The following is an 18,890-nucleotide window of genomic DNA, read 5'->3' as shown; positions in this document are numbered from 1 at the left end:
CCGATATTTTATATAAGAAGCTGAATAAAAAAAAGGAGCAGGAGCGCCAACCCTGCGCTTCCCGTGCAAAAAAGCGCTTTTTGTTTAAGAATGCGTTTCGGCGGATAAGATGCAGAATATCCGAGAAGCCTTAAATAATAAAAGGAGCCGGCGGTAAACACAGCGCTTATAATTGTCAAAACAATGATTATGACAGACAACCCTCTCCCTCCTTTTTAAAAAAGTATGCTAAAATAAAGCAAGCTATGCAGAAGTTTCTAAGAAGAGGAACGGTTTGCCCGGCTCGGACGCCAATATCTAATCATGAGAAGGCCGGCGCCTGCCAAGCCTGATCTTTAAAAATATAACCGGGGTGATTTACATGTCAAAAGGCCGATCTTTAGCAGCTGGACTGATTGTAGGCGGTGTTATCGGCGGTGTTGCAGCATTGCTGACCGCGCCGACTTCAGGAAAAAACTTGAGAGGACAGCTTAAAGCCAACTGCGGTAAATGGGAAGACACCGTCAAAAGGCTGAAAAACGACGGAATCGCATTAAAAGAGCAATTCGTCAAAACCGCCATAGAAGGCGCGGAAATCATTAAAGACGTCGGCAGCGAACTGCAAACGTCCATCCAGGAATGGCGCGAGGAAATCAAACCTCATCAGCAGGACTTAAAAAAGGAAATCGCTGAGATCGAAGAAAAGATAAAACAGCTGGAGAAAACCTTACAAAACTAATATACTCAGCGAAAAAAATAAACCTTAAAAAAGGGGTGTGAATGGAAAATTTTCACGCTCCTTTTTTAGGTAAAATCCTGATTTCACACCGTAAAACTGGATTTTTTAAAAAATTCGTAAATTTACATCTTTATTAATCTTTATTTTATTGGCATAATAGAAATTATAAGATAAAGAGAAGCAGGTGAAGTGAATGAATCGAGCGGAAGAGCCCTATACGGTGAAAGAAGCCCTTTTATTCAGTCAAAGAATGGCACAGCTTAGCAAGGCGCTTTGGAAGTCGATAGAAAAGGATTGGCAGCAGTGGATTAAACCTTATGATCTGAACATTAACGAGCACCATATTTTGTGGATCGCCTACCAGCTGAACGGAGCATCCATTTCAGAAATCGCCAAGTTCGGCGTCATGCACGTATCCACAGCGTTTAATTTTTCAAAAAAGCTTGAGGAAAGAGGTTACCTGGAGTTTTCCAAAAAATTGAATGACAAACGCAACACTTACATTCAGCTGACTCCGAAAGGTGAAGAAGTTTTCCTTAAAATCCTCGAGTCTTACGATCCGACCCGGAACGCCGTCTTAAAAGGCGCTCAGCCCCTTCATCAGCTGTACGGGAAGTTTCCAGAAATCGTCGAGATGATGTCGATCATCCGCCATATTTACGGCGATGATTTCATGGAAATTTTCGAAAAATCGTTTTCAAACATCGAAAATGAATTTACGAGCGAAGAGGGCAAAATGAAGAAAAAACAAGAAGCAAAAGAAGCCGGGGAATCGATAGAGGTGGACAAACCGCTTGAGCCTCTTAAAAACTAAGCCAGATCGTACTGCCTGATAATGCTGATGAATTCGCTCATCAGCGGTTTGTAAAGACCTTGTCTGTGAAGGGCGAAAATCGTTTCGTGCACTTCAAGTTTTTCATTTAACTGTCCGGCAAAAAGCGTGAGGAGATGATCGAACATCACAAATCCTTGCGCTTTTTGTGCTTCAAGCTCCTTTGAGAGCTCTTCGCACAGCTTTTCCGTTTCCTTTGCTTCTTCCTCTGATAAGCCCTTTTCGATCAATATTTTATAGTACGGATACTCTTCCATATCCGCATTGTTCAATAACAGTTTGATGTAATATTCCAGCCGCTCGAGGCGTTGCTCCATTGAGTTCATATTTGTCTCTTCTCTCCCTTTCTCTTATTTTAGCCGATATTCCCTTCTGATGAAAGTTCAACACTGGAGATTTCTGATCCTTTTACACCCTTCTAAATTCTTTGGAAAATGACGAAATTTTTTTCGAAAAAGGGATTGATTTTTCTCATCCAGAGGAGTAAATTATTCTGAGGATTTCATATAACAGTTTGTTGAAACGGAAGGATGTCATTTATGAGTTGCTGGAAAACCATCAATCTCGTTAAAGATTATGGAGGCATGCGCATCGTGCTCACTGCCGTCAGTTTAATGATTTTATTTTTTATTCCCGAATATTTAGCGATGCAGCTTATTCATCCGCAAACTGTTCAGAGAGGCGATCATGCCCTTTTGTTTGCAGGACTTTTGGTTGCAGCTATAATCGCCCATAAAATTCTTCATATCTTGCCGATGATCAGCAAGAAAAAGTTAGAAAAAAAGATTTATTGGTTGAAAATGAGAACATGGAGAGAAATTCCGAAAAACATGATGCTTGTCTCTCTTCTCTGCCCTTTTTTGGTCATCACGCCTGTTTTGTTTTACGCGGGGGCGGCGATGCCGAGCTTTGCTCACTATTTCTGCATCATCTCAAGCATTCATTTCGGCTATTGTCTGCCTGATTTTCTGTTTGCCTGGAAACTGATCAAAGCGCCTAAAAACTGCTTTGTCGATCAGGAAGCCGACGATTTTGATATTTTAATACAAAAATAATCCAGCTGCTAGGCAGTTGGAAATTCCTTTTTTTCAGTCTATTTTCTATCTTTTTTAATAAATATTTGGTAATGTAGTATGGAGCAGAAACAGAGAGGGGGATCTCCTATCATCCTTTTTTATTTCATCTTGTTTGCGGTTTTTACTGTCTTCAACATAAACAAGCTTACAAACTCTTTATGCCTTGTCAGAGAGATTCCTGAAGAGCGGCAGGATAAGGTATTTAGAATGATTAATGTGCTGATCTTAATTTTATTGATCTCATCATTCATTGAGATTTCCTTTACGGTGTAAAGAAAAAGGATAGCTGCCGATCGTATTGATCCGGCAGCTATCCTTTTGTTTATTAGCATATCCAAGAAGCACCAATAATAATTAATAAGATGAACAGCACCACAAGCAGCGCAAAGCCGCCAGCGAAACCTCCTGCATAACCGTCGCCCATATTGACACCTCCTCTGCCCCAGTCGTTACATTAGTGTATGCACGAATGTCATGAAACGATTAGGCTATCGTCCAAAAGAAAAGAACCGCCTGAAAAAATGACGGTTCTTTTCTCATTTTCTAAGGTTTTAGTACAGATAAGCTGCACCAACGATGATTAATAAAATGAACAACACGACCAATAAAGCAAAACCGCTTGAGTATCCTCCGCTCATGTTATTGACCTCCTTTTCTTGATCAATATATTTGTATGAGCGGAAAGAAAATTTGACTAGACGGATGCCCCTCTGTTGAAAATCTTTTTACAGCATGTCAGAATATGATATGATACAATTCAAAGGAAAGTTTAAACTGTTATGATTAGGAGTGTTTGCATTTATGAAGAAGATTGCAATTGCGGCGATTACAGCGACAAGCGTGCTGGCTCTCAGCGCATGCAGCGGGGGAGATTCTGAGGTTGTTGCGGAAACAAAAGCTGGAAATATTACAAAAGAAGACCTTTATCAAACATTAAAAGACAATGCCGGAGCGGACGCACTGAACATGCTTGTTCAGCAAAAAGTACTCGATGATAAATACGATGTCTCCGACAAAGAAATCGACAAAAAGCTGAACGAGTACAAAAAATCAATGGGTGACCAGCTCAACCAGCTCATTGACCAAAAAGGCGAAGACTTCGTCAAAGAACAGATCAAATACGAACTTCTGATGCAAAAAGCCGCAAAGGATAACATAAAAGTAACCGATGATGACGTAAAAGAATATTATGACGGCCTGAAAGGCAAAATCCACTTAAGCCACATTCTTGTGAAAGAAAAGAAAACGGCTGAAGAAGTTGAGAAAAAGCTGAAAAAAGGCGAAAAATTCGAAGACCTTGCAAAAGAGTATTCAACTGACGGTACAGCCGAAAAAGGCGGCGACCTCGGCTGGGTCGGCAAAGACGATAACATGGACAAGGATTTCGTCAAAGCGGCATTTGCTTTGAAAACCGGCGAAATCAGCGGACCTGTGAAATCCCAATTCGGCTATCACATCATTAAAAAAGACGAAGAACGCGGCAAATATGAAGACATGAAAAAAGAGCTTAAAAAAGAAGTCCAAGAACAAAAGCAAAATGATCAAACTGAACTGCAATCCGTCATTGACAAACTTGTCAAAGATGCTGATTTAAAAGTAAAAGACAAAGAGTTGAAAAAACAAGTCGACCAGCGTCAAGCTCAGACAAGCAGCAGCAGCTGACGCCAAAAAAGCTGTCCTCCCCTCGTTGGGGTCGGACAGCTTTTTTTATGCGATGGAATGGCTGTCAGCCGATTTTTCATGCTGTTCTTGATCTTCATCCAGTGTACGCTTCATGCGCTTTGCTTTTTCTTTTTCCATCCGTTCGATATAAATGCGGCCTTCTTTTTCGATAAAAGCCTGGTCAATCTTTTCCTCTTCCTTTGCCGTCGTCATCAGCTTATAGGCGCTGAAAATAATGCCGACGATGCAAAGGTACACCCACCACGGAAACAGCAGCACGGCTTTTCCCCCTTTTTTGAATAAACTGTATACCAGACATTATGCAAAAGGGAGACAAGTTATGACGCTTATTTGTGAAAAACGGGCTTATAAAAGGAACGGTTATCCAATGCGAAGACCCGTTCGGTATATTCTCCCGGCTTAACCCGTTCGAGCGCTCTGTCCATCATATTGATCTTCGCGTCAAGGTTGTCGATATAGTGAAGAATTTCCGCTTCCTTGACCATCGGCGGCTTCGGACTGCCCCATTCGGGTTTGCCGTGATGGCTTAAAATCAAATGCTGAAGAATCAGCACTTCTTCTGAATCAATTTGAAGCTCTTCGGCGGCTTTTGCAATTTCTGTCACCATAATCGATATGTGCCCCAGCAGGTTCCCTTCGACAGTATATGTCGTGGACACCGGGCCGGATAGTTCTTTTACTTTTCCAAGGTCATGCAGAATGACGCCTGCGTATAAAAGGTCGCGATCGAGCGACGGATACAGGTCTGCGACCGATTTGGCCAGGTTCAGCATGGAAACAACATGGTACGCGAGACCTGACACGAACTCGTGGTGATTTTTCGTCGCAGCCGGATAATCAATGAATTCCTTGCCGTATTTTTTGACAAGATGCCTTGTGATTCGCTGTATATTCGGGTTTTTCATTTCAAAAATATATTGAGTGACCGCATCCATCATTTCGTTTTTGGGAATCGGTGCAGTTTCAAGAAAGTCATCGATTTTGACGTTTTCGTTCTCGCCTGCAGGTCTGATGTTTCTCAGCTTCAGCTGGTTCCGCCCGCGGTAATGATGAATGTCGCCGACCACTTTCACGATCGTCTGCGGGCCGTAGGTCACTTCGTCCTGCTGCTTGGCGTCCCACAGCTTTGCTTCTATATCTCCGGACTGATCCTGCAGCATCAGCGTTAAAAACGGTTTCCCGTTGCTTGCGATTCCTTTCGTTGACGATTTAATGAGCAAGTACAAATCCACCTGCTCGCCAACTTCGTGCAGCATGATACCTTTTGCCATGATAAAGCTCCCTCCGTTTTCCTACATAAAATCATTATAGCACACACTTTTATTTGTTAGTCATCTCCTTTCCTTCCACCTTTTTCATTCCGGAAGGCAGCAGAATCACATCTTCATCGCGGAAAGCTTCTCTTACATGTTCATGACACGTAAAATACAAGATTTGCTGATCTTCGCCTGAAAGCTTTTTTAAAATGTTCAGCACTTGTTTAAACCTCTCTTGGTCGAAGTGGACAAAGCTGTCATCCAGCTGGAACGGCAATTTGACATTCTTTTGATGGGAGAGGGCCAGAGCGAATCGGATCGCTAAATAGAGCTGTTCACAAGTCGCCTGAGACAGTTCGTGTGCGCAAAAAACAGCTCCGTCTTTCCGCATGACCATCATGGAATCATCTGTTTCAGAAAAATAAATTTTTTCGTATTGTCCGGCAGTCAATGGGTTCAGTAATGTTTCAGCCGTCTGTAACAGCTTCGGAAGCCGAACCTTCTTATGTTCATCTATCTTGTTTTGGACCGCCTGCCGGATCAGCTTGACGGCTGCCCACTTTTTGGCCAATTCGGCGACCCGCTCTTTTTGCATCCCGGTCTGATAGGCAAGCTCCGATACCGCTCCTGATTCCTCAAGTCTGGCGAGCTCTGCATGGAAATTAGCCGCCGTCTGCCTTTCTTCTGTCAGCTGCTTTTCTATGCGCGCTCTTTTTTCCTGAGTCTCGGCCAGCTTTCCTTTCAGTTCTGCCAGAGAGTGGCCTGAGGCGAGCATAACGGCCTTCTCGTCCTGTCTGCCGAGCTCTCTTTTGAGCTGCCCGAGCCTAGCCGTTAGTTCTTTTCTGGCTTGATCGCGCTTCGCCAGTCCGACGAACATCTCACGGCCGTCCGCCCCTGCTTTTTGAAAGAGTTCGGCAATTTGAGATTGGAAGTATTCCACCTCTTTCGCCAGCTCTTTGATTTGTTCGGCCGCATGCTTTAAAGACACGTCTGCTTCCTGTTTTTGACGAAGTTTCTCTTTTTGGGACTCAAGCTCGCTTTTCAGCTGAAACACCTGCTCTTGGACGCTTCCGCCCGCAAGGCTGAGGGATGTGACAAGCTTTCTCAATCCCGCTTCAAAGGATGCTTTTTTAGCATGAAGGCGGCTCAGTTCCTTCTCGATATCCCGCTTTTTCAAAATTTCCTCTCTGAGTTCCTTAATCAAAGCGTACGCATCAGCTAAAAATGACGGGTCAATTGAAAGATTCAGCTCTTTTAAATAGCGCTCGGTCTTCTCCTGATACGGACGGATATCCTTTTCCCACTCTTCGAATTTTTGAATCGCTCTTTCATATTCCGCTTCTTTCTGTCTGAGCTCAGCTTGTTTGGCGATAAGGAGCTGCCGGGTTTGGTCGTCCTTCCACAGCTCCTCCCTTAAAGCGCTGTCGCTTACTCCGCCTTTTGAACCGCTGTGGTCAATATCATCCAGCTGTTTTTGAATAAAAGCCGCCGCCGCGGAAGGCTCAGGCTTTTTTAAAATAAAAGCGGCAAATATCAGCAAAATCGGCGCGAGCAAAGCGCCCGGGAACCACTCCTTGAAAAAGAGCGCCGCAAAAGCTGCCGCAAAAGCAGCGCAAAGCGCTCCCGCAAAAGCGGTCCTTCTTCTTTTCATCCGAACTTTTTGTTCTTGCTTCAGATAGGACAGCTGAAGGATCAGCTCTTCCCGCCTTCCGGCATGACCGCCGGCGGACGCAAGGCGGCCAAGGGTTTCTTCCTTTTGTTTTCGGACATCATCGGGCATCACTTCATTGCTGAGAGCGGCATGGGCCTGTTCCGCTTCCTCCAGATCAGCCCTCGCCTGCTCAAACCGCTCGTCGAGCGACCGCTTCAGTTCGCGCAGCTCTATGTATGCCTGAACGGTTTCCTGCAGCTTCCACTCGTATTCATACGTGGTGTCCGCATTGAGGATATCGTATTCCTCGATTTGCAGGCGGTCAAGCCCCGCTTGAACCCGTCCGTTTATCTGGTGAAGCTGTTCAGTCAAAGACGCGATTTTTTCGGTATACGACTGGTAAAACGGATACGCCGTTAAAAGCTCTTCCGCTTCGGCTTCGTGCTCGAGGAAGTCTTCAGCCGGTGCAAAAGCGGCGGCGCGCTGTTCCAAACCGCGCTTTTTTTCTTCCAGCGCCTTCAGCTGAGCCGCTTTTGGATGCAGGTGGGATTCGAGCTTTTCGAGCTCGAAAAGTCCGCCTTCGGGGAAACGGCTTTCTTCTGAGCCGCCGAGGGATGCGAGCTGCTCTTTTAGCTGGCGCATTTCCGCGGCCGCCGGCAGAATCTCAATGGCCTGCTCGATTTGTAAGACGAGATGCTCAAGATCTTTGAGCAGTTGTCCGCTTTCCTTTATCGACGCCTCAGCGCCTTTTTTTTCGTTTAAGAGACGGTAATAGCCGCCTTCCCGCGCTTTCGCCTTTTTCAAATCTTCAGAAAGCCTTTTTAACCGATCAAGCTCCTGGTTCAGCTCCGGCTTCCTTCCGTTCGGTTTAAACAGCTCTTCCTGCTTTTTCACGAGGCCGGCATCCAGCTTGGAAATCGCATCAGAGCCGAACAGACTTGAAAACAGCAGAAAACGGCCGATTTTGTCGCGGTTGAATTTATGGATTTCCTGAAGGCCGAACACGTCAAATGAGTAGATCGCTTTATACAGCTGCCTGTCGATGCCTGACAGCAGCTCATTTAAAAAACCTTCCGGCTTCGTGCTGCCGTCTTCCAAGTAAACGGTGACCCGCTCGGGCTTTCCGGCCGTCCGTTCGATTCGGATTTGGCCGAAATCAGGGTGTCCGACCTCAAGCATCCCCCCGTAAATGACGCCCGTTTTCGGCTCGTACCGTTTCGTCTTCGGAAAACCGAACAGCACGCTTTCAATAAACGACATGAGCGTCGTTTTCCCGGCTTCATTGAGTCCGTAGATCAAATGCAGATTTGAAGGAGACAGGCGGAATGTCTGATTGGCGAATTTACCGTATCCGTATATATGTATCGCATGTATATTCACCCTGCATCCCCCCTTATCTTTTCAATGTCTTCAGTTCATGAAGCAGCAGTTTTTCAGCCTGCGTGCGAATGTCCCGGAAGTCTTCCTCATTAAACAGCTCTCCGTGTCTTCTAAAGACCGGATGCCGCTCCAAATCGTCAAGAATCAGGCTGAAATCTTGAAACTCATGGATTTCTTGCAAAAGCTCCTGGAAAAAAGCGTCCCGTTCGATTCCCGACAAGGCGGCATCGGTTTGATCTTCGATCGCGGTAAGCCAGATGAACGCGTCTTCCTCCCGTTCTTCTTCATGGAAGATGTCAAGGATCTCGTCCGCGATGCCGGCCTGTCCTTCCGCCAAATAAGAGGGTGTTTCTCCTGTCCATACCATCTTGACGCATGCGGGCTTGCCTCTTTTTCTGAAAGATTGAAAGGCATCGTGCATGAGGCTGATCAGCCCTGTCATCTGCTTTGTCCCGGAGATATCGATGCTGGCCGTTTCCCACAGGACATCCGATACGGCTTTAAATTCGAAGGACAGTTCTCCGCCGCAAACATTGACGAGATAGCAGCCTTTCTCCCCCGTTTCCTTCATATGGCGGGATTGTGTGTTTCCCGGATAAATCACCGCCGGATCGGCGGCTGAAATGACCTGTCTTTTATGTATATGTCCAAGCGCCCAATAATCCATCTGTCCGTTTTTTAAATCTTGAAGGGAGAAAGGACAGTACGGGTCATGGCCGCTCTCCCCGGAAAGCGTTCCATGAATCATGCCGATATGCAAGGGCGCGTCGGTCGTTTTTTTGATTTCAGCGGCCTTATTGGCATAAACTGAGCGCTCGGGATAGCTGTAGCCGTAGATGCTTGCGGCGAGCCGGCCGTCTTTGTAAAACGATTTTTCTTCAATGTCTTCCGCTGAAAAGATGTGGACGTTGTCCGGCCATTCAATCGGCGTCCAATCGCCGCCCAGATGATCGTGATTGCCAAAAATCACATAGACTTGGATGTTGTTCTCTTTAAGCTTTAAAAATTGTTTTCTCAAAAACATCTGTGCTTTTAAACTGCGGTTTGCTTCGTCGAACAGGTCCCCGGCAAGCAAAATGAAGTCGGCCTGTTCATCAATGGCAAGCTTAAACACATTTTCAGCGCTTTTAAATGTGCTGTTTTTGATCCGCTGATAAATCTCCTCGGGAAGCTGGCTGATGCCGTGAAACGGACTGTCCAGATGCAGATCTGCCGCATGAATGAAAGTGATGTTTGTCAATCTTCTGCTCCTTTTCATAAAACATTCTGCTCCCATTCTACCACGGGTTGAAAGCGAATGCACGTTCTACTATTTGCATGAAAAAAGCAGCTTATCTTTCAAGCTGCTTTTCTTTTTCATTATCGATCTTTTGACAGACGAAGCGCCTGTTTGATATTTTTCAATCCGCCGCCGCTTGTGTACATGAGCACGCCGCCTTTATACACCCTCGCCCCGATGACGGCGAGAATCACAATCGTGAGAGCGGTGATGCCGATGCCGAGAGCCGCTTCCCAAAACGGAATATCAAGCACGCCGACTCTGAGGAACATGATCATCGGCGCAAAAAACGGAATGAATGAAGTGATGGTAATAAACGTCGAATCCGGAGCATTCAGTCCGAACATGGCAATCATGAATCCGGCAACGACCAACAGGATCATCGGCGAAATCATCTGCTGAACATCTTCAATCCGGCTGACGACGCTTCCGAGAAATGCCGCAAGAGTTGCGTATAAGAAGTAGCCGAGCATCAAGAAAATGACCGCGTACACAAGCGTTGCAGTAGGTACGCCGGAAACATCAAAAAATCCTTTAACCAGCTCAGCCGCATCCCCTCCGCTTTCCTGGCTGGACTGAAGCGACAGATAGCCGGCAAGAAGGAGCGCGGCAAGCTGTGTCAGGCCTAATAGGGCAACGCCGAACAGTTTGGCGAACATTTGCTGGACAGGCGGCACACTGGAAATTAAAATTTCCATTACGCGGGAAGACTTCTCCGTCGCTACTTCTGTCGCAATCATTGAAGCGTACATCAAAACGGAAAAATAGATGACAAACAGCACAACATACACAAGCCCTGTCGCCTTTTGAAGCTCTTCCTCGGTTTTCGCGCCTTCTTTCAAGGCAACACTGTTGACTTTTACCGGTGTAAACAGTTCACTCAGCTTTTCCTGAGGTACGTTCAATTCAGCCGTTCCAACGGCGATCTTTGCTTGCGAGAGCGCCTGTTCAATCGTGGAGACAGCTGTGGAATCAGCGATATCGAGCGCTTTATACGTTCCTTTCAGCACCCCTTTTTTATCTCTCTCCAGGATTAAAATGCCCTCGAGCTTTTCGTCTCTGACGTCTTTTTCAAGCTCTTTTTCCGGCTTATCCGCTTTTTGGACCTCCAGCGCTTCATCAGTATCGAGTGCTTTCACCTGCTGGGCAAACGTGTCGTACAGCTGATTTGAGCGATCAATGACAGCGATCTTGTCACCCTCTCCGCCGTCGTCAAACATGGAAATAATCGATCCCAAATTTGTGACGAGCACGACAAGCGCAAGCGTGATGGCCGTTGAAATGATGAACGACTTCGTTTTCAGCTTGCTGATATATGTATGAAAAAGAACAATCCAAAACTTATTCATAACGGGCACCTACCTTTTCGACGAAAATATCATGCAAAGAAGGCTCTTCAAGTTCAAACTTTCTGATAAACCCGCGTCCTTGCAGCATTGTAAACAGCTCTTGAGAGACTTCTTCATTCTCGACCTGCAGGCGGACTCCTTCGGAATGATCACGCCATTTGACGATGCCGTCCGCCTCTTTCAAGAAGCTCAAGTCGCCGTCCGCGTGAATCGTGACATTTTTTCTGCCGAAAGAACGTTTGATTTCTTTTAATTTCCCTTGAACGACAGGCGTCCCGCGCTGCAAAATGCAGACGTGTTCGCACAGCTCTTCGACATGCTCCATTCTGTGGCTTGAAAATACAATCGAGGTGCCGTCGTCTTTCAAAGAAATGACCGCGTCTTTTAAAAGCTCGACATTCACCGGATCGAGCCCGCTGAACGGCTCGTCGAGAATCAAAAGCTCCGGCTTGTGCAGCACGGCCGTGATAAACTGGATTTTTTGCTGGTTCCCTTTGGACAGCTCCTCAACCTTTTTGTCGGCGTATTCTGTAATATGGAAGCGTTCGAGCCACTTCTCCATTTCCTTGAGCGCATTTTGTTTGGTCATGCCTTTCAGGCGTCCGAGGTACACGAGCTGATCTTTCACCTTCAGCTTCGGGTACAGTCCGCGCTCTTCGGGCAAATAGCCGATGCTGTTTGTGACACCGTAGTTAATCGGCTGTCCTTTCCATGTGACAGTACCCTCTGTCGCATTCAAAAGGCCGAGTATCATTCGGAATGTCGTCGTTTTCCCTGCTCCGTTGGCGCCGAGCAGACCGAACATTTGCTTGTCTGGAATCTCCAGCGTCAGATCGTTTACGGCTGTAAATGAACCGAACCTTTTCGTAACGTGATCGATTTTGAGCATTATAACTCCTCCTTCCAATTTACAATCATACGTTAGTCATACCATTTTAAAAAGGATTTTTTTGATTTTTATATAATTTTAAACAAATAGATCATATTTTGAGAAAGGGGCAGAGAAATGGAAAATTATTATGTAACCGTTTTCGACACTAGTGGAGAAACGCTTTTGAATGAGCGATTTGAAGCGGCCGATGATGAAGAAGCGAAAGAGAAAGGAAGAGGAATGCTGAAGGAAAAGCAATTTTTGGAGCATACACACCGGGTAGTACATTCGTCCGGTAAAATCATTGTTTTCCGCAGCTGACTAAAATACGGGTAAGGCGGCGCTTCGGGGGAAAAGTTTCACGCTGCCGCCGCCTGCCCTTTATCCGCCAAACACTAGCGGACCATCAAAACAACGAGCAGTCCCATGTTGATGAAGCCGAGTAAAAACGATGCGCAAGCGACGCCTTTATTTTTTTTCAGATAATAAAGACCATTGACCGTCAGCACACAGATGATGACAGCATCAAACATTCGAAACAAGAGATCCTGCAAGCGGTAGACCGGAGCGAAAAAACAAATCACAGAGACGATCAGGATGAAAAGGCAAGAAACTGTAATATACATCGCCCATTCTTTCGCTGCGTCAGCCCGCTCATTCTCAGATGAAATCATGCCCTTAAACTCGAGCCTCCTTGTCAGTCGTGATCATTTTGTCCGCATACAAGGAAGGGGCTTTCCCCGCATCTGCCAAAAAGCTTGAAGACGTTAACACAACAGCCAGCGACACCGCGACGAACAACAGTTTAGCTTTCATACAACGCATCTCCCCTTTTGATTTTTCGACTTGCCTGAGCGCACTTTTCATAGTAAAAAATGGAATCTTTCAGCCGCTCAATTTGATTATAATACTGGGCTGCATCTAAAGCCAGCTCTTCAACAGCAGCATATAAATGATTTGACTCCAAATAATCAAATCCGTTTTCCACGGCTTTCTGATCCCCTCCGTCTAAATACAGCCCGCACAGAATGTTAAGCTTTGCCGCGTGTTCTTCATCCCCGAGCGATGCCGCGCTTCGGATGCCTTTTTCATAACAGGCGGCAGCTCCGGCATGGTTCCCCTGCTTGAGACGGACGTACATCAAGTTGTACAGCACTTTGGGAATATATGATGAACTTTCCTGTTCAAAAATGGAAAGGGCGCTCTCCATATGATCTGAGGCTTCCCGGTACGATTCTTGGTGGAAATAGCAATTTCCCAAATTAAAATGAGCGGCTGCCGTCAAATGGCTGTTTTTGATTTTCCTGGCGTCTTCAAGCGCATTGGCCAGGCTTTTCAGCGCGGGTCCGTATGTCATCGATTCAACCCAATTACCGGCAATGATAAAATCGCAGAAAATCTTTTTTTCTTTTAGCGTTTCATACCGGTTAAAAATGTCGGAAGCTAGCGTCGCATAGTTGATCGACAGGTATCTCTGGTTGATATAATAGTAGATTTCCGCAAGCTTATAATAAAATTCCGCTTTTTCAACCTCGTCTTCCAGTGCGCTGACTTTTTGTTCAGCCGTTTTATAGCAGCCGATTGCTTTGACGAACCGCTTTTGTTTGAACTCATACATCCCTTTAAAAAACCAGTAATAATAGTTTAATAAACCCGTCATTTGGTCTTCTTTTTCTTCTAAGTCGCGGAGGTTTTTTTCAATATTTTCAGTCTCTTTCGGTTTCAAATAGCTGAGCATCAGTTTATGCCTGAATTCAAGCAGCGAATAGTAGAGCAGGACGTCCTGATTTTCTTCCATGTCTTGAAAATCATTTAAAATTTCCGCTTTCAATGATTCACTGGCGGCGATCTGATTTTTCCGAATGGCGTTGTACCAATCATTCAGCTTTCTAGCAACGTATTCAGATGGAATCTTCTGTTTCAATTTCGCCGCCTCCCAAGACTTCGTACAGATCTGTATCTTATGAATCATTTTATGGAAACTTAAATTTTTTTACAATTGTTTCTGCACATCATTTCCCAAGGTCAATTTCCTGCCGGACCGCTCTTGTTATACTTGCTGACGGTTAAATTGCGGCTGGCGCTTTTCTAAAAATGCGCGGATCCCTTCCTGATGGTCGCTTGTCAGCCTCATTTTCATCTGGGCCGTTTTCTCGAGTTCAAGCGTTTTCTGCAGCCTGCCTCCATTCAACGCCTGATAGATCTTTTTTGTCTCAATCATCGCTGCCAGCGGAGCGTGCAGAAGCTTTTCAAGATAGATGCGCGCAAAACGGCCGGAGTCCCCGCTGAATACGGCGTCTGCGATCCGAAGCTCGTGCGCTTCGGCCCCCGTCAATTTTTTCCCGCTCCAAATCAATTCTTTGGCCGCAGTTTCACCGATTCTCCGCTCTAAAAAGAAGTGTCCGCCTCCGTCGGGAACAAGCCCGATGCCGATAAAATTCATCGCCAGCTTCGCCTCTTTTTCGACCAGTACATGGTCGCAGCTGAGCGCGAGGCTCAATCCCAGACCCGCAGCCGCACCGTGGACAGCCGCTGTCGTCATCTTCGGCATGCTGTAAAGCTTCACCGCAATTTCAGAAATTGTGTCAATGACGCGGGCGGAGCTGTCTTGATCTCCGGAAGACAGCATCATCTTAATGTCTCCGCCTGCCGAAAATCCTTTGCCGCTGCCTCTCACAAGGAGAAGCAGCGATTCGCTTTCCTCTGCAACACGCAAAGCTTCATTCAGTTCTTCAAGCATTTTTTCATTCAAGGCATTGTACGCCTCAGAGCGATTCAGTACAATTTCAAAAATCCCGTCTTCGTCTTTCCATTTGATATATTCCATCTTGCACCTCCGTGAATACGATTTTGTAAGATATTAGCTTAATTAATTCCACCTTTTATTTTCAATACCTTTTTTCATGTGAAAATCAGCTGAATGATTTTCCATTTCAAGATCAATTGATACTGAAATAAGCCTTTTTAGTTGAATGATTTTCTTTGTTTATATATAGTTATTTATAGAAAGCATGTGAGGAAAGGGGGATGGGCGTAATTAAATCATTTTTGACGTTGATGCTTAGTTTATGCATGTTAACAGTACCATTCGCCGATCAGGAGCAAAACCCTGTTTTTGATCCCGAAGCGGAATACCATATGTCTCTAAACACCTCAAAGTTTGAGACACATGCAGTGAACCCCTCCCCTTTTACAAAAAGCTTTCTTAATCATCCAGGAAGAGCCGCAAATATTTCTGTCTTTGACGCACGTTTCTACACTCATTTCATTCCTCGATTCGAGGTTCAATCAAATGAATTAATTCTAAAAAAAACTTGCGCTATTCCTGTGAAATACCAATCTAATTACCTCTCCTGATTTTCCCTTTTTCACCTGCATAACTTTTCAGCCGAATGGGGAAATTTATTTTGGAGGGATATGATTGAATATTAAAGAAAGTGATCTGCCGGGTATCGGCAAAAAATTTGAAATAGAAATGAGAAACCATGAAAAAATGACGATTGTCGTTCATGACGACGGAAGAAGAGAAATCTATCGGTTTGACGACGAAGATCCCGATGAAATCGTGACCAACATCTCGCTTGATGACAGCGAAGCAAGGCAGATCGCCGCCATCCTCGGCGGAATGGTCTATAAGCCGCAGGCGCTTGAATCGATTGAAATGGCGTTTAACGACCTGATCATCGAGTGGTTCAAAATCGAAAAAGGAGCAAATGCCGTCGGCAAAACTCTCGGTGAAATCGACGTCAGGCAAAACTACGGCGTCACTGTCATCGCGATCATTAAAAAGAATCAGGAAAAATTCTTGAATCCCGGGGCAGATTCCGTTCTTGATGAAAATGATACACTCGTCCTGTCCGGTGAAAGAAAAAACCTCAAGGAAATGAAGCAGGCTTTTCTTTCCCGAAAGGAAGGGTGATGCTCTTTGGATCATCTAGTATTTGAAGTCGGCACCGCACTCTTGCTTGTCGCGATTGCTGCCTTAATTGCGAATCGGATTAAATTCTCGATCATTCCCTTTTTAATTGTTCTGGGGATGATCGTAGGCCCGCACGCTCCGACGATCGGTATCATCAACTTGAAGTTTATCGAGAGCTCGGAGATCATCGCCTTTTTCGGCAGAATGGGCGTCTTGTTTTTACTGTTTTATCTCGGACTAGAATTTTCGATCGGAAAGCTTATTAAATCAGGACGGTCCATCGCCGTCGGAGGAAGCATTTATATTCTGATCAACTTCAGTTTAGGCCTCATGTTCGGGGTCATCGCGGGCTTCGAGTTTCTCGAAGTACTGATCATCGCCGGGGTTATTACGATTTCTTCGAGTGCGATTGTCGCCAAAGTACTTGTCGACCTAAAGAGAACAGCGAATCCGGAAACCGAACTGATTCTCGGAATCATTATGTTCGAAGATATTTTTCTCGCCGTTTATTTATCCGTCGTCTCGGGGCTCGTCCTAGGTGACTCAACTTCAGTCGGATCGGCGCTGCTTTCGATTTTGATCGCTTTTGGCTACATGATATTGTTCTTTATCGTTGCCAGGAAGCTGCCAAAATTGTTAAATCGGCTGTTTGATATCCGTTCAAACGAAGTCTTTATTATCGTGATCTTTGCGCTGCTGTTCTTTGTCGCCGGCTTTTCGGAAACGATTCACGTTGCCGAAGCAATCGGCGCCCTGCTTCTCGGACTCGTGTTTTCCGAGACAGAACATGCAAGCCGGATCGAGCATTTGGTTGTGCCGTTTCGCGATTTCTTCGGTGCAATGTTTTTCTTCAGCTTCGGATTGAGCATCGACCCGTTTACACTGGGAGATGCGGTATGGCTTTCAATCGGCGCTGTCATCCTTACCTTGGCCGGGAACTTTATCGCCGGCATGATCGCAGGCAGAAGGGCCGGACTTTCTCATAAAGCTTCATCCAATATAGGCTTAACGATTGTCTCACGAGGCGAGTTTTCGATCATTGTCGCCAACCTCGGAATCGCCGGCGGACTTTCGGTTACATTAAAGCCGTTTGCCGCTTTGTACGTACTGATCCTGGCAATTTTGGGGCCGCTTTTGACAAAAGAATCAAAACGGATTTTTCAAATGCTGAACAAAATATTTAAGTGGAAAAAATTCAAAACAAAACAAAGTGGATGACAGAAAAGGAGACTTCGCCAGGATTGGCGAAGTCTCCTTTCGTTTTGCCCAGGGACTGTCCCGTTTTAAACCGAACCTTTTAACTGCCTTTGGCATTCTTGTCAAAAAGCCCGGACAGGTAGCGAAGCTTTTCTTCTGTATAGTGTTCAAATCTGTCATTGTACGTTTTCGGGTCTTTCGGGTTGGAGAAGTGTGTGATCTTTCCCGTTTCCGGATCGACGAATTTGCTCGCAGCTCCGCAGCCGATCCCGATAATCGTCTGTTTTTCCTCCATGATCATGATGTTATAGATGCTTTCCTGGCCGGGAAGGGAATAGCCTATATTCTCCAGGTTGCCGAGAATGTTTTTCTGCCTGTACAAATAGTAGGGATGGTAGCCGTGCTGTTTCGTCCACGAGACAGCGTCATCCATCATCGCGACAATCTCCTCGCGGTCAGCCACCTTATACTTATGCTTGTTTTTCGTCATTTCAGACGCGCGCTTAAATGACAGCGTATGGACGGTCAATGATTCGGGCATTAATTTTTCGGTTTCGGAAAGAGAGTTTCTGAATTCTTTTACCCCTTCGCCCGGAAGGCCGATGATCAAATCCATATTGATGTTCGACATGCCGGCATTTCGCGACAGATGATACTTTTCGATCGTTTCTTCGACCGTATGGTGGCGTCCGATCGCTTTCAGCGTTTCATTCTCGTAAGACTGCGGATTAATGCTAATTCGGTCGATATTCCATTTTTTTAAGACTGCGAGCTTTTCCTCTGTGATCGTATCGGGCCGTCCAGCCTCAACTGTGACCTCGCGGATGTTTTTTACATCGGGAAATGAACGGTACATTTCTTCATACAATAGATCCATTTCTTCAGCGGTAATGCTTGTCGGCGTTCCGCCGCCGAAATACACGGTCGTTATTCTGACATCGTTCTCCTTGAGCCATTCGCCGATTTTTTGCATCTCATAGTGAAGCCCCCACAAAAATGAGCCGACCCGTCCGGCTTGTCCTCTGATCGCATACGCCGGAAACGTACAGTAGGCGCACTTCGTCGGACAAAACGGGATGCCGATGTAAATGCTGACTTCTTGACTCAGCTCATACAAATCGGGTACCGCTTTCAGCTGACGGTCAATGATGTTTTGCATCAGTTCGATTTTTTCGTCGTGAATTAAATAATCCCGTTTCAGCTCGGCATGTGCCTCTTCCTTTGGCATGCCGCTCTCCAGCTTTTTATGAAGCAGCTTTGTCGGACGAACACCGGTGAGAATCCCCCATTTCTGAATGATTCCGGTATGCTCCTGAAGCATGCTCAAAAAAACGTAGGAAACGGTATTTTTCACCTGCTTAAACGCTTCCTTTTCCGTCAGTTTGGGGTCAATGTTTTTGGCATATTCCGCTCTAATGTCCGTATCTTTTATCATACCCGAAGCCTTGACGCCGTTCTCTTCCCGGTCGTAGCCGAGAACGATCGCAAGGTCTGCCGGCGCTTCTTCGCCAAAAGCGACTTCGCTTTCTTCAAAGAATAAGTTGGCTATATGCTCAAGCGGTCTCTGGAACCTTTCATCTTGGAGCCCTTCTATATAAATGCGCAATGTCATCACCTTTTTCGTTTCAAAACTTTCTTTAGTGTACAAAAATAAATGGCCAAAATCAATCCGGGAAACA

Annotated in this window: 24 protein-coding genes; 9 read left to right on the top strand and 15 right to left on the bottom strand. The window is 45.6% G+C overall.

What is annotated here, in order from left to right; all coding sequences use genetic code 11:
* Positions 1-8: 8 nt before the first annotated feature.
* Entirely contained in the window at positions 9-200 is a 192-nt protein-coding gene (locus tag MKY62_RS05390) for a hypothetical protein (RefSeq protein WP_003180258.1), read from the bottom strand.
* Positions 201-361: 161 nt separating this feature from the next.
* On the opposite strand from MKY62_RS05390, the gene MKY62_RS05385 reads away from it, so the two are divergent.
* Both MKY62_RS05385 and MKY62_RS05380 read left to right on the top strand, forming a co-directional pair.
* Positions 362-718 (top strand): YtxH domain-containing protein, encoded by a 357-nt coding sequence (locus MKY62_RS05385; protein ID WP_003180256.1) that lies wholly within the window; start codon positions 362-364, stop codon positions 716-718.
* Between the two features lie 193 nt (positions 719-911).
* Positions 912-1,532 carry an HTH-type transcriptional regulator Hpr gene (locus MKY62_RS05380; protein WP_003180254.1) on the top strand — a complete coding sequence of 207 codons (621 nt, stop codon included), beginning with the start codon at positions 912-914 and terminating at the stop codon, positions 1,530-1,532.
* Here the strand turns inward: MKY62_RS05380 and MKY62_RS05375 are convergent.
* Positions 1,529-1,876 carry a YhaI family protein gene (locus MKY62_RS05375; protein ID WP_003180252.1) on the bottom strand — a complete coding sequence of 116 codons (348 nt, stop codon included), beginning with the start codon at positions 1,874-1,876 and terminating at the stop codon, positions 1,529-1,531. The two genes, MKY62_RS05380 and MKY62_RS05375, sit on opposite strands and share 4 nt — an antisense overlap.
* Before the next feature lie 213 nt (positions 1,877-2,089).
* Between MKY62_RS05375 and MKY62_RS05370 the strand changes: the two genes are divergently transcribed.
* Together MKY62_RS05370 and MKY62_RS05365 are read left to right on the top strand one after the other, a co-directional pair.
* Entirely contained in the window at positions 2,090-2,605 is a 516-nt protein-coding gene (locus MKY62_RS05370) for a DUF3267 domain-containing protein (RefSeq protein WP_003180250.1), read from the top strand.
* Positions 2,606-2,683: 78 nt separating this feature from the next.
* Entirely contained in the window at positions 2,684-2,899 is a 216-nt protein-coding gene (locus tag MKY62_RS05365) for a hypothetical protein (protein ID WP_003180249.1), read from the top strand.
* Between the two features lie 52 nt (positions 2,900-2,951).
* Here MKY62_RS05365 and MKY62_RS05360 read toward each other — a convergent pair whose 3' ends face one another.
* Both MKY62_RS05360 and MKY62_RS05355 read right to left on the bottom strand, forming a co-directional pair.
* The gene (locus tag MKY62_RS05360; protein WP_003180247.1) at positions 2,952-3,050 is read right to left on the bottom strand and encodes a YjcZ family sporulation protein; all 99 of its coding nucleotides are present in this window, start codon (positions 3,048-3,050) and stop codon (positions 2,952-2,954) included.
* Positions 3,051-3,177: 127 nt separating this feature from the next.
* Positions 3,178-3,264 carry a YjcZ family sporulation protein gene (locus tag MKY62_RS05355; RefSeq protein ID WP_003180245.1) on the bottom strand — a complete coding sequence of 29 codons (87 nt, stop codon included), beginning with the start codon at positions 3,262-3,264 and terminating at the stop codon, positions 3,178-3,180.
* Between the two features lie 163 nt (positions 3,265-3,427).
* Between MKY62_RS05355 and MKY62_RS05350 the strand changes: the two genes are divergently transcribed.
* Positions 3,428-4,288 carry a peptidylprolyl isomerase gene (locus tag MKY62_RS05350; RefSeq protein WP_003180243.1) on the top strand — a complete coding sequence of 287 codons (861 nt, stop codon included), beginning with the start codon at positions 3,428-3,430 and terminating at the stop codon, positions 4,286-4,288.
* A 45-nt stretch (positions 4,289-4,333) separates the two neighbouring features.
* On the opposite strand, the gene MKY62_RS05345 is transcribed toward MKY62_RS05350, so the two are convergent.
* The 6 genes from MKY62_RS05345 to MKY62_RS05320 form a co-directional block, all read right to left on the bottom strand.
* Entirely contained in the window at positions 4,334-4,567 is a 234-nt protein-coding gene (locus MKY62_RS05345; RefSeq protein WP_003180242.1) for a sporulation YhaL family protein, read from the bottom strand.
* Positions 4,568-4,635: 68 nt separating this feature from the next.
* The gene (gene yhaM, locus MKY62_RS05340; protein WP_003180239.1) at positions 4,636-5,580 is read right to left on the bottom strand and encodes a 3'-5' exoribonuclease YhaM; all 945 of its coding nucleotides are present in this window, start codon (positions 5,578-5,580) and stop codon (positions 4,636-4,638) included.
* A gap of 49 nt (positions 5,581-5,629) precedes the next feature.
* The gene (locus tag MKY62_RS05335; protein WP_003180237.1) at positions 5,630-8,596 is read right to left on the bottom strand and encodes an AAA family ATPase; all 2,967 of its coding nucleotides are present in this window, start codon (positions 8,594-8,596) and stop codon (positions 5,630-5,632) included.
* Positions 8,597-8,609: 13 nt separating this feature from the next.
* A complete protein-coding gene (locus MKY62_RS05330; RefSeq protein ID WP_003180235.1) occupies positions 8,610-9,836 on the bottom strand; it encodes a DNA repair exonuclease in 1,227 nt (408 codons plus the stop codon).
* A gap of 119 nt (positions 9,837-9,955) precedes the next feature.
* Entirely contained in the window at positions 9,956-11,224 is a 1,269-nt protein-coding gene (locus MKY62_RS05325; RefSeq protein WP_003180232.1) for an ABC transporter permease, read from the bottom strand.
* The gene (locus MKY62_RS05320; RefSeq protein WP_003180230.1) at positions 11,217-12,113 is read right to left on the bottom strand and encodes an ABC transporter ATP-binding protein; all 897 of its coding nucleotides are present in this window, start codon (positions 12,111-12,113) and stop codon (positions 11,217-11,219) included. The genes MKY62_RS05325 and MKY62_RS05320 overlap by 8 nt, the downstream gene beginning before the upstream one ends.
* Positions 12,114-12,230: 117 nt before the next feature.
* Here MKY62_RS05320 and MKY62_RS05315 point away from each other — a divergent pair, with 117 nt between their 5' ends.
* A complete protein-coding gene (locus MKY62_RS05315; protein ID WP_003180228.1) occupies positions 12,231-12,416 on the top strand; it encodes a YhzD family protein in 186 nt (61 codons plus the stop codon).
* Positions 12,417-12,490: 74 nt separating this feature from the next.
* On the opposite strand, the gene MKY62_RS05310 is transcribed toward MKY62_RS05315, so the two are convergent.
* From MKY62_RS05310 to MKY62_RS05295, 4 genes are all read right to left on the bottom strand, one after another.
* Positions 12,491-12,769: a hypothetical protein gene (locus tag MKY62_RS05310; protein WP_003180226.1), complete on the bottom strand. Its 279-nt coding sequence runs from the start codon at positions 12,767-12,769 to the stop codon at positions 12,491-12,493.
* 4 nt (positions 12,770-12,773) lie between these two features.
* Positions 12,774-12,911: a hypothetical protein gene (locus MKY62_RS05305; protein WP_016886158.1), complete on the bottom strand. Its 138-nt coding sequence runs from the start codon at positions 12,909-12,911 to the stop codon at positions 12,774-12,776.
* Complete coding sequence (locus MKY62_RS05300) at positions 12,901-14,019, bottom strand: Rap family tetratricopeptide repeat protein (protein ID WP_009328956.1); 1,119 nt, start codon at positions 14,017-14,019, stop codon at positions 12,901-12,903. The genes MKY62_RS05305 and MKY62_RS05300 overlap by 11 nt, the downstream gene beginning before the upstream one ends.
* A gap of 126 nt (positions 14,020-14,145) precedes the next feature.
* On the bottom strand, positions 14,146-14,922 hold the full coding sequence (locus tag MKY62_RS05295; RefSeq protein ID WP_011197707.1) for an enoyl-CoA hydratase: 777 nt from the start codon (positions 14,920-14,922) through the stop codon (positions 14,146-14,148).
* Positions 14,923-15,122: 200 nt separating this feature from the next.
* Between MKY62_RS05295 and MKY62_RS05290 the strand changes: the two genes are divergently transcribed.
* The 3 genes from MKY62_RS05290 to MKY62_RS05280 all read left to right on the top strand — a co-directional run bounded on the left by MKY62_RS05290 (position 15,123) and on the right by MKY62_RS05280 (position 17,232).
* Entirely contained in the window at positions 15,123-15,452 is a 330-nt protein-coding gene (locus MKY62_RS05290) for a hypothetical protein (RefSeq protein WP_016886161.1), read from the top strand.
* Between the two features lie 64 nt (positions 15,453-15,516).
* Positions 15,517-16,014, top strand: a complete 498-nt coding sequence (locus MKY62_RS05285; protein WP_003180220.1) for a cation:proton antiporter regulatory subunit — start codon at positions 15,517-15,519, stop codon at positions 16,012-16,014.
* Positions 16,015-16,020: 6 nt separating this feature from the next.
* On the top strand, positions 16,021-17,232 hold the full coding sequence (locus MKY62_RS05280) for a cation:proton antiporter (RefSeq protein ID WP_016886432.1): 1,212 nt from the start codon (positions 16,021-16,023) through the stop codon (positions 17,230-17,232).
* A gap of 79 nt (positions 17,233-17,311) precedes the next feature.
* Here the strand turns inward: MKY62_RS05280 and MKY62_RS05275 are convergent, their stop codons facing one another.
* Positions 17,312-18,817 carry a coproporphyrinogen III oxidase gene (locus MKY62_RS05275; protein WP_020450779.1) on the bottom strand — a complete coding sequence of 502 codons (1,506 nt, stop codon included), beginning with the start codon at positions 18,815-18,817 and terminating at the stop codon, positions 17,312-17,314.
* Positions 18,818-18,890: the final 73 nt, after the last annotated feature.

This window comes from Bacillus sp. FSL R7-0646 (genome assembly GCF_037969865.1).
Lineage (GTDB): Bacteria > Bacillota > Bacilli > Bacillales > Bacillaceae > Bacillus > Bacillus licheniformis.
The sequence above is the reverse complement of the archived record's forward strand: the minus strand, read 5'-3'. Positions and strand labels throughout refer to the sequence as shown.

What these genes read in the sequence shown, in the direction of transcription:
- MKY62_RS05315 (WP_003180228.1), top strand. Translation starts at nt 12,231, where the DNA reads ATGGAAAATTATTATGTAACCGTTTTCGACACTAGTGGAGAAACGCTT.
- MKY62_RS05325 (WP_003180232.1), bottom strand. Translation starts at nt 11,224, where the DNA reads ATGAATAAGTTTTGGATTGTTCTTTTTCATACATATATCAGCAAGCTG.
- MKY62_RS05375 (WP_003180252.1), bottom strand. Translation starts at nt 1,876, where the DNA reads ATGAACTCAATGGAGCAACGCCTCGAGCGGCTGGAATATTACATCAAA.
- MKY62_RS05380 (WP_003180254.1), top strand. Translation starts at nt 912, where the DNA reads ATGAATCGAGCGGAAGAGCCCTATACGGTGAAAGAAGCCCTTTTATTC.
- MKY62_RS05385 (WP_003180256.1), top strand. Translation starts at nt 362, where the DNA reads ATGTCAAAAGGCCGATCTTTAGCAGCTGGACTGATTGTAGGCGGTGTT.
- MKY62_RS05320 (WP_003180230.1), bottom strand. Translation starts at nt 12,113, where the DNA reads ATGCTCAAAATCGATCACGTTACGAAAAGGTTCGGTTCATTTACAGCC.
- MKY62_RS05295 (WP_011197707.1), bottom strand. Translation starts at nt 14,922, where the DNA reads ATGGAATATATCAAATGGAAAGACGAAGACGGGATTTTTGAAATTGTA.
- MKY62_RS05305 (WP_016886158.1), bottom strand. Translation starts at nt 12,911, where the DNA reads ATGAAAGCTAAACTGTTGTTCGTCGCGGTGTCGCTGGCTGTTGTGTTA.
- MKY62_RS05365 (WP_003180249.1), top strand. Translation starts at nt 2,684, where the DNA reads ATGGAGCAGAAACAGAGAGGGGGATCTCCTATCATCCTTTTTTATTTC.
- MKY62_RS05355 (WP_003180245.1), bottom strand. Translation starts at nt 3,264, where the DNA reads ATGAGCGGAGGATACTCAAGCGGTTTTGCTTTATTGGTCGTGTTGTTC.
- MKY62_RS05290 (WP_016886161.1), top strand. Translation starts at nt 15,123, where the DNA reads ATGGGCGTAATTAAATCATTTTTGACGTTGATGCTTAGTTTATGCATG.
- MKY62_RS05350 (WP_003180243.1), top strand. Translation starts at nt 3,428, where the DNA reads ATGAAGAAGATTGCAATTGCGGCGATTACAGCGACAAGCGTGCTGGCT.
- MKY62_RS05310 (WP_003180226.1), bottom strand. Translation starts at nt 12,769, where the DNA reads ATGATTTCATCTGAGAATGAGCGGGCTGACGCAGCGAAAGAATGGGCG.
- MKY62_RS05370 (WP_003180250.1), top strand. Translation starts at nt 2,090, where the DNA reads ATGAGTTGCTGGAAAACCATCAATCTCGTTAAAGATTATGGAGGCATG.
- yhaM (WP_003180239.1), bottom strand. Translation starts at nt 5,580, where the DNA reads ATGGCAAAAGGTATCATGCTGCACGAAGTTGGCGAGCAGGTGGATTTG.
- MKY62_RS05360 (WP_003180247.1), bottom strand. Translation starts at nt 3,050, where the DNA reads ATGGGCGACGGTTATGCAGGAGGTTTCGCTGGCGGCTTTGCGCTGCTT.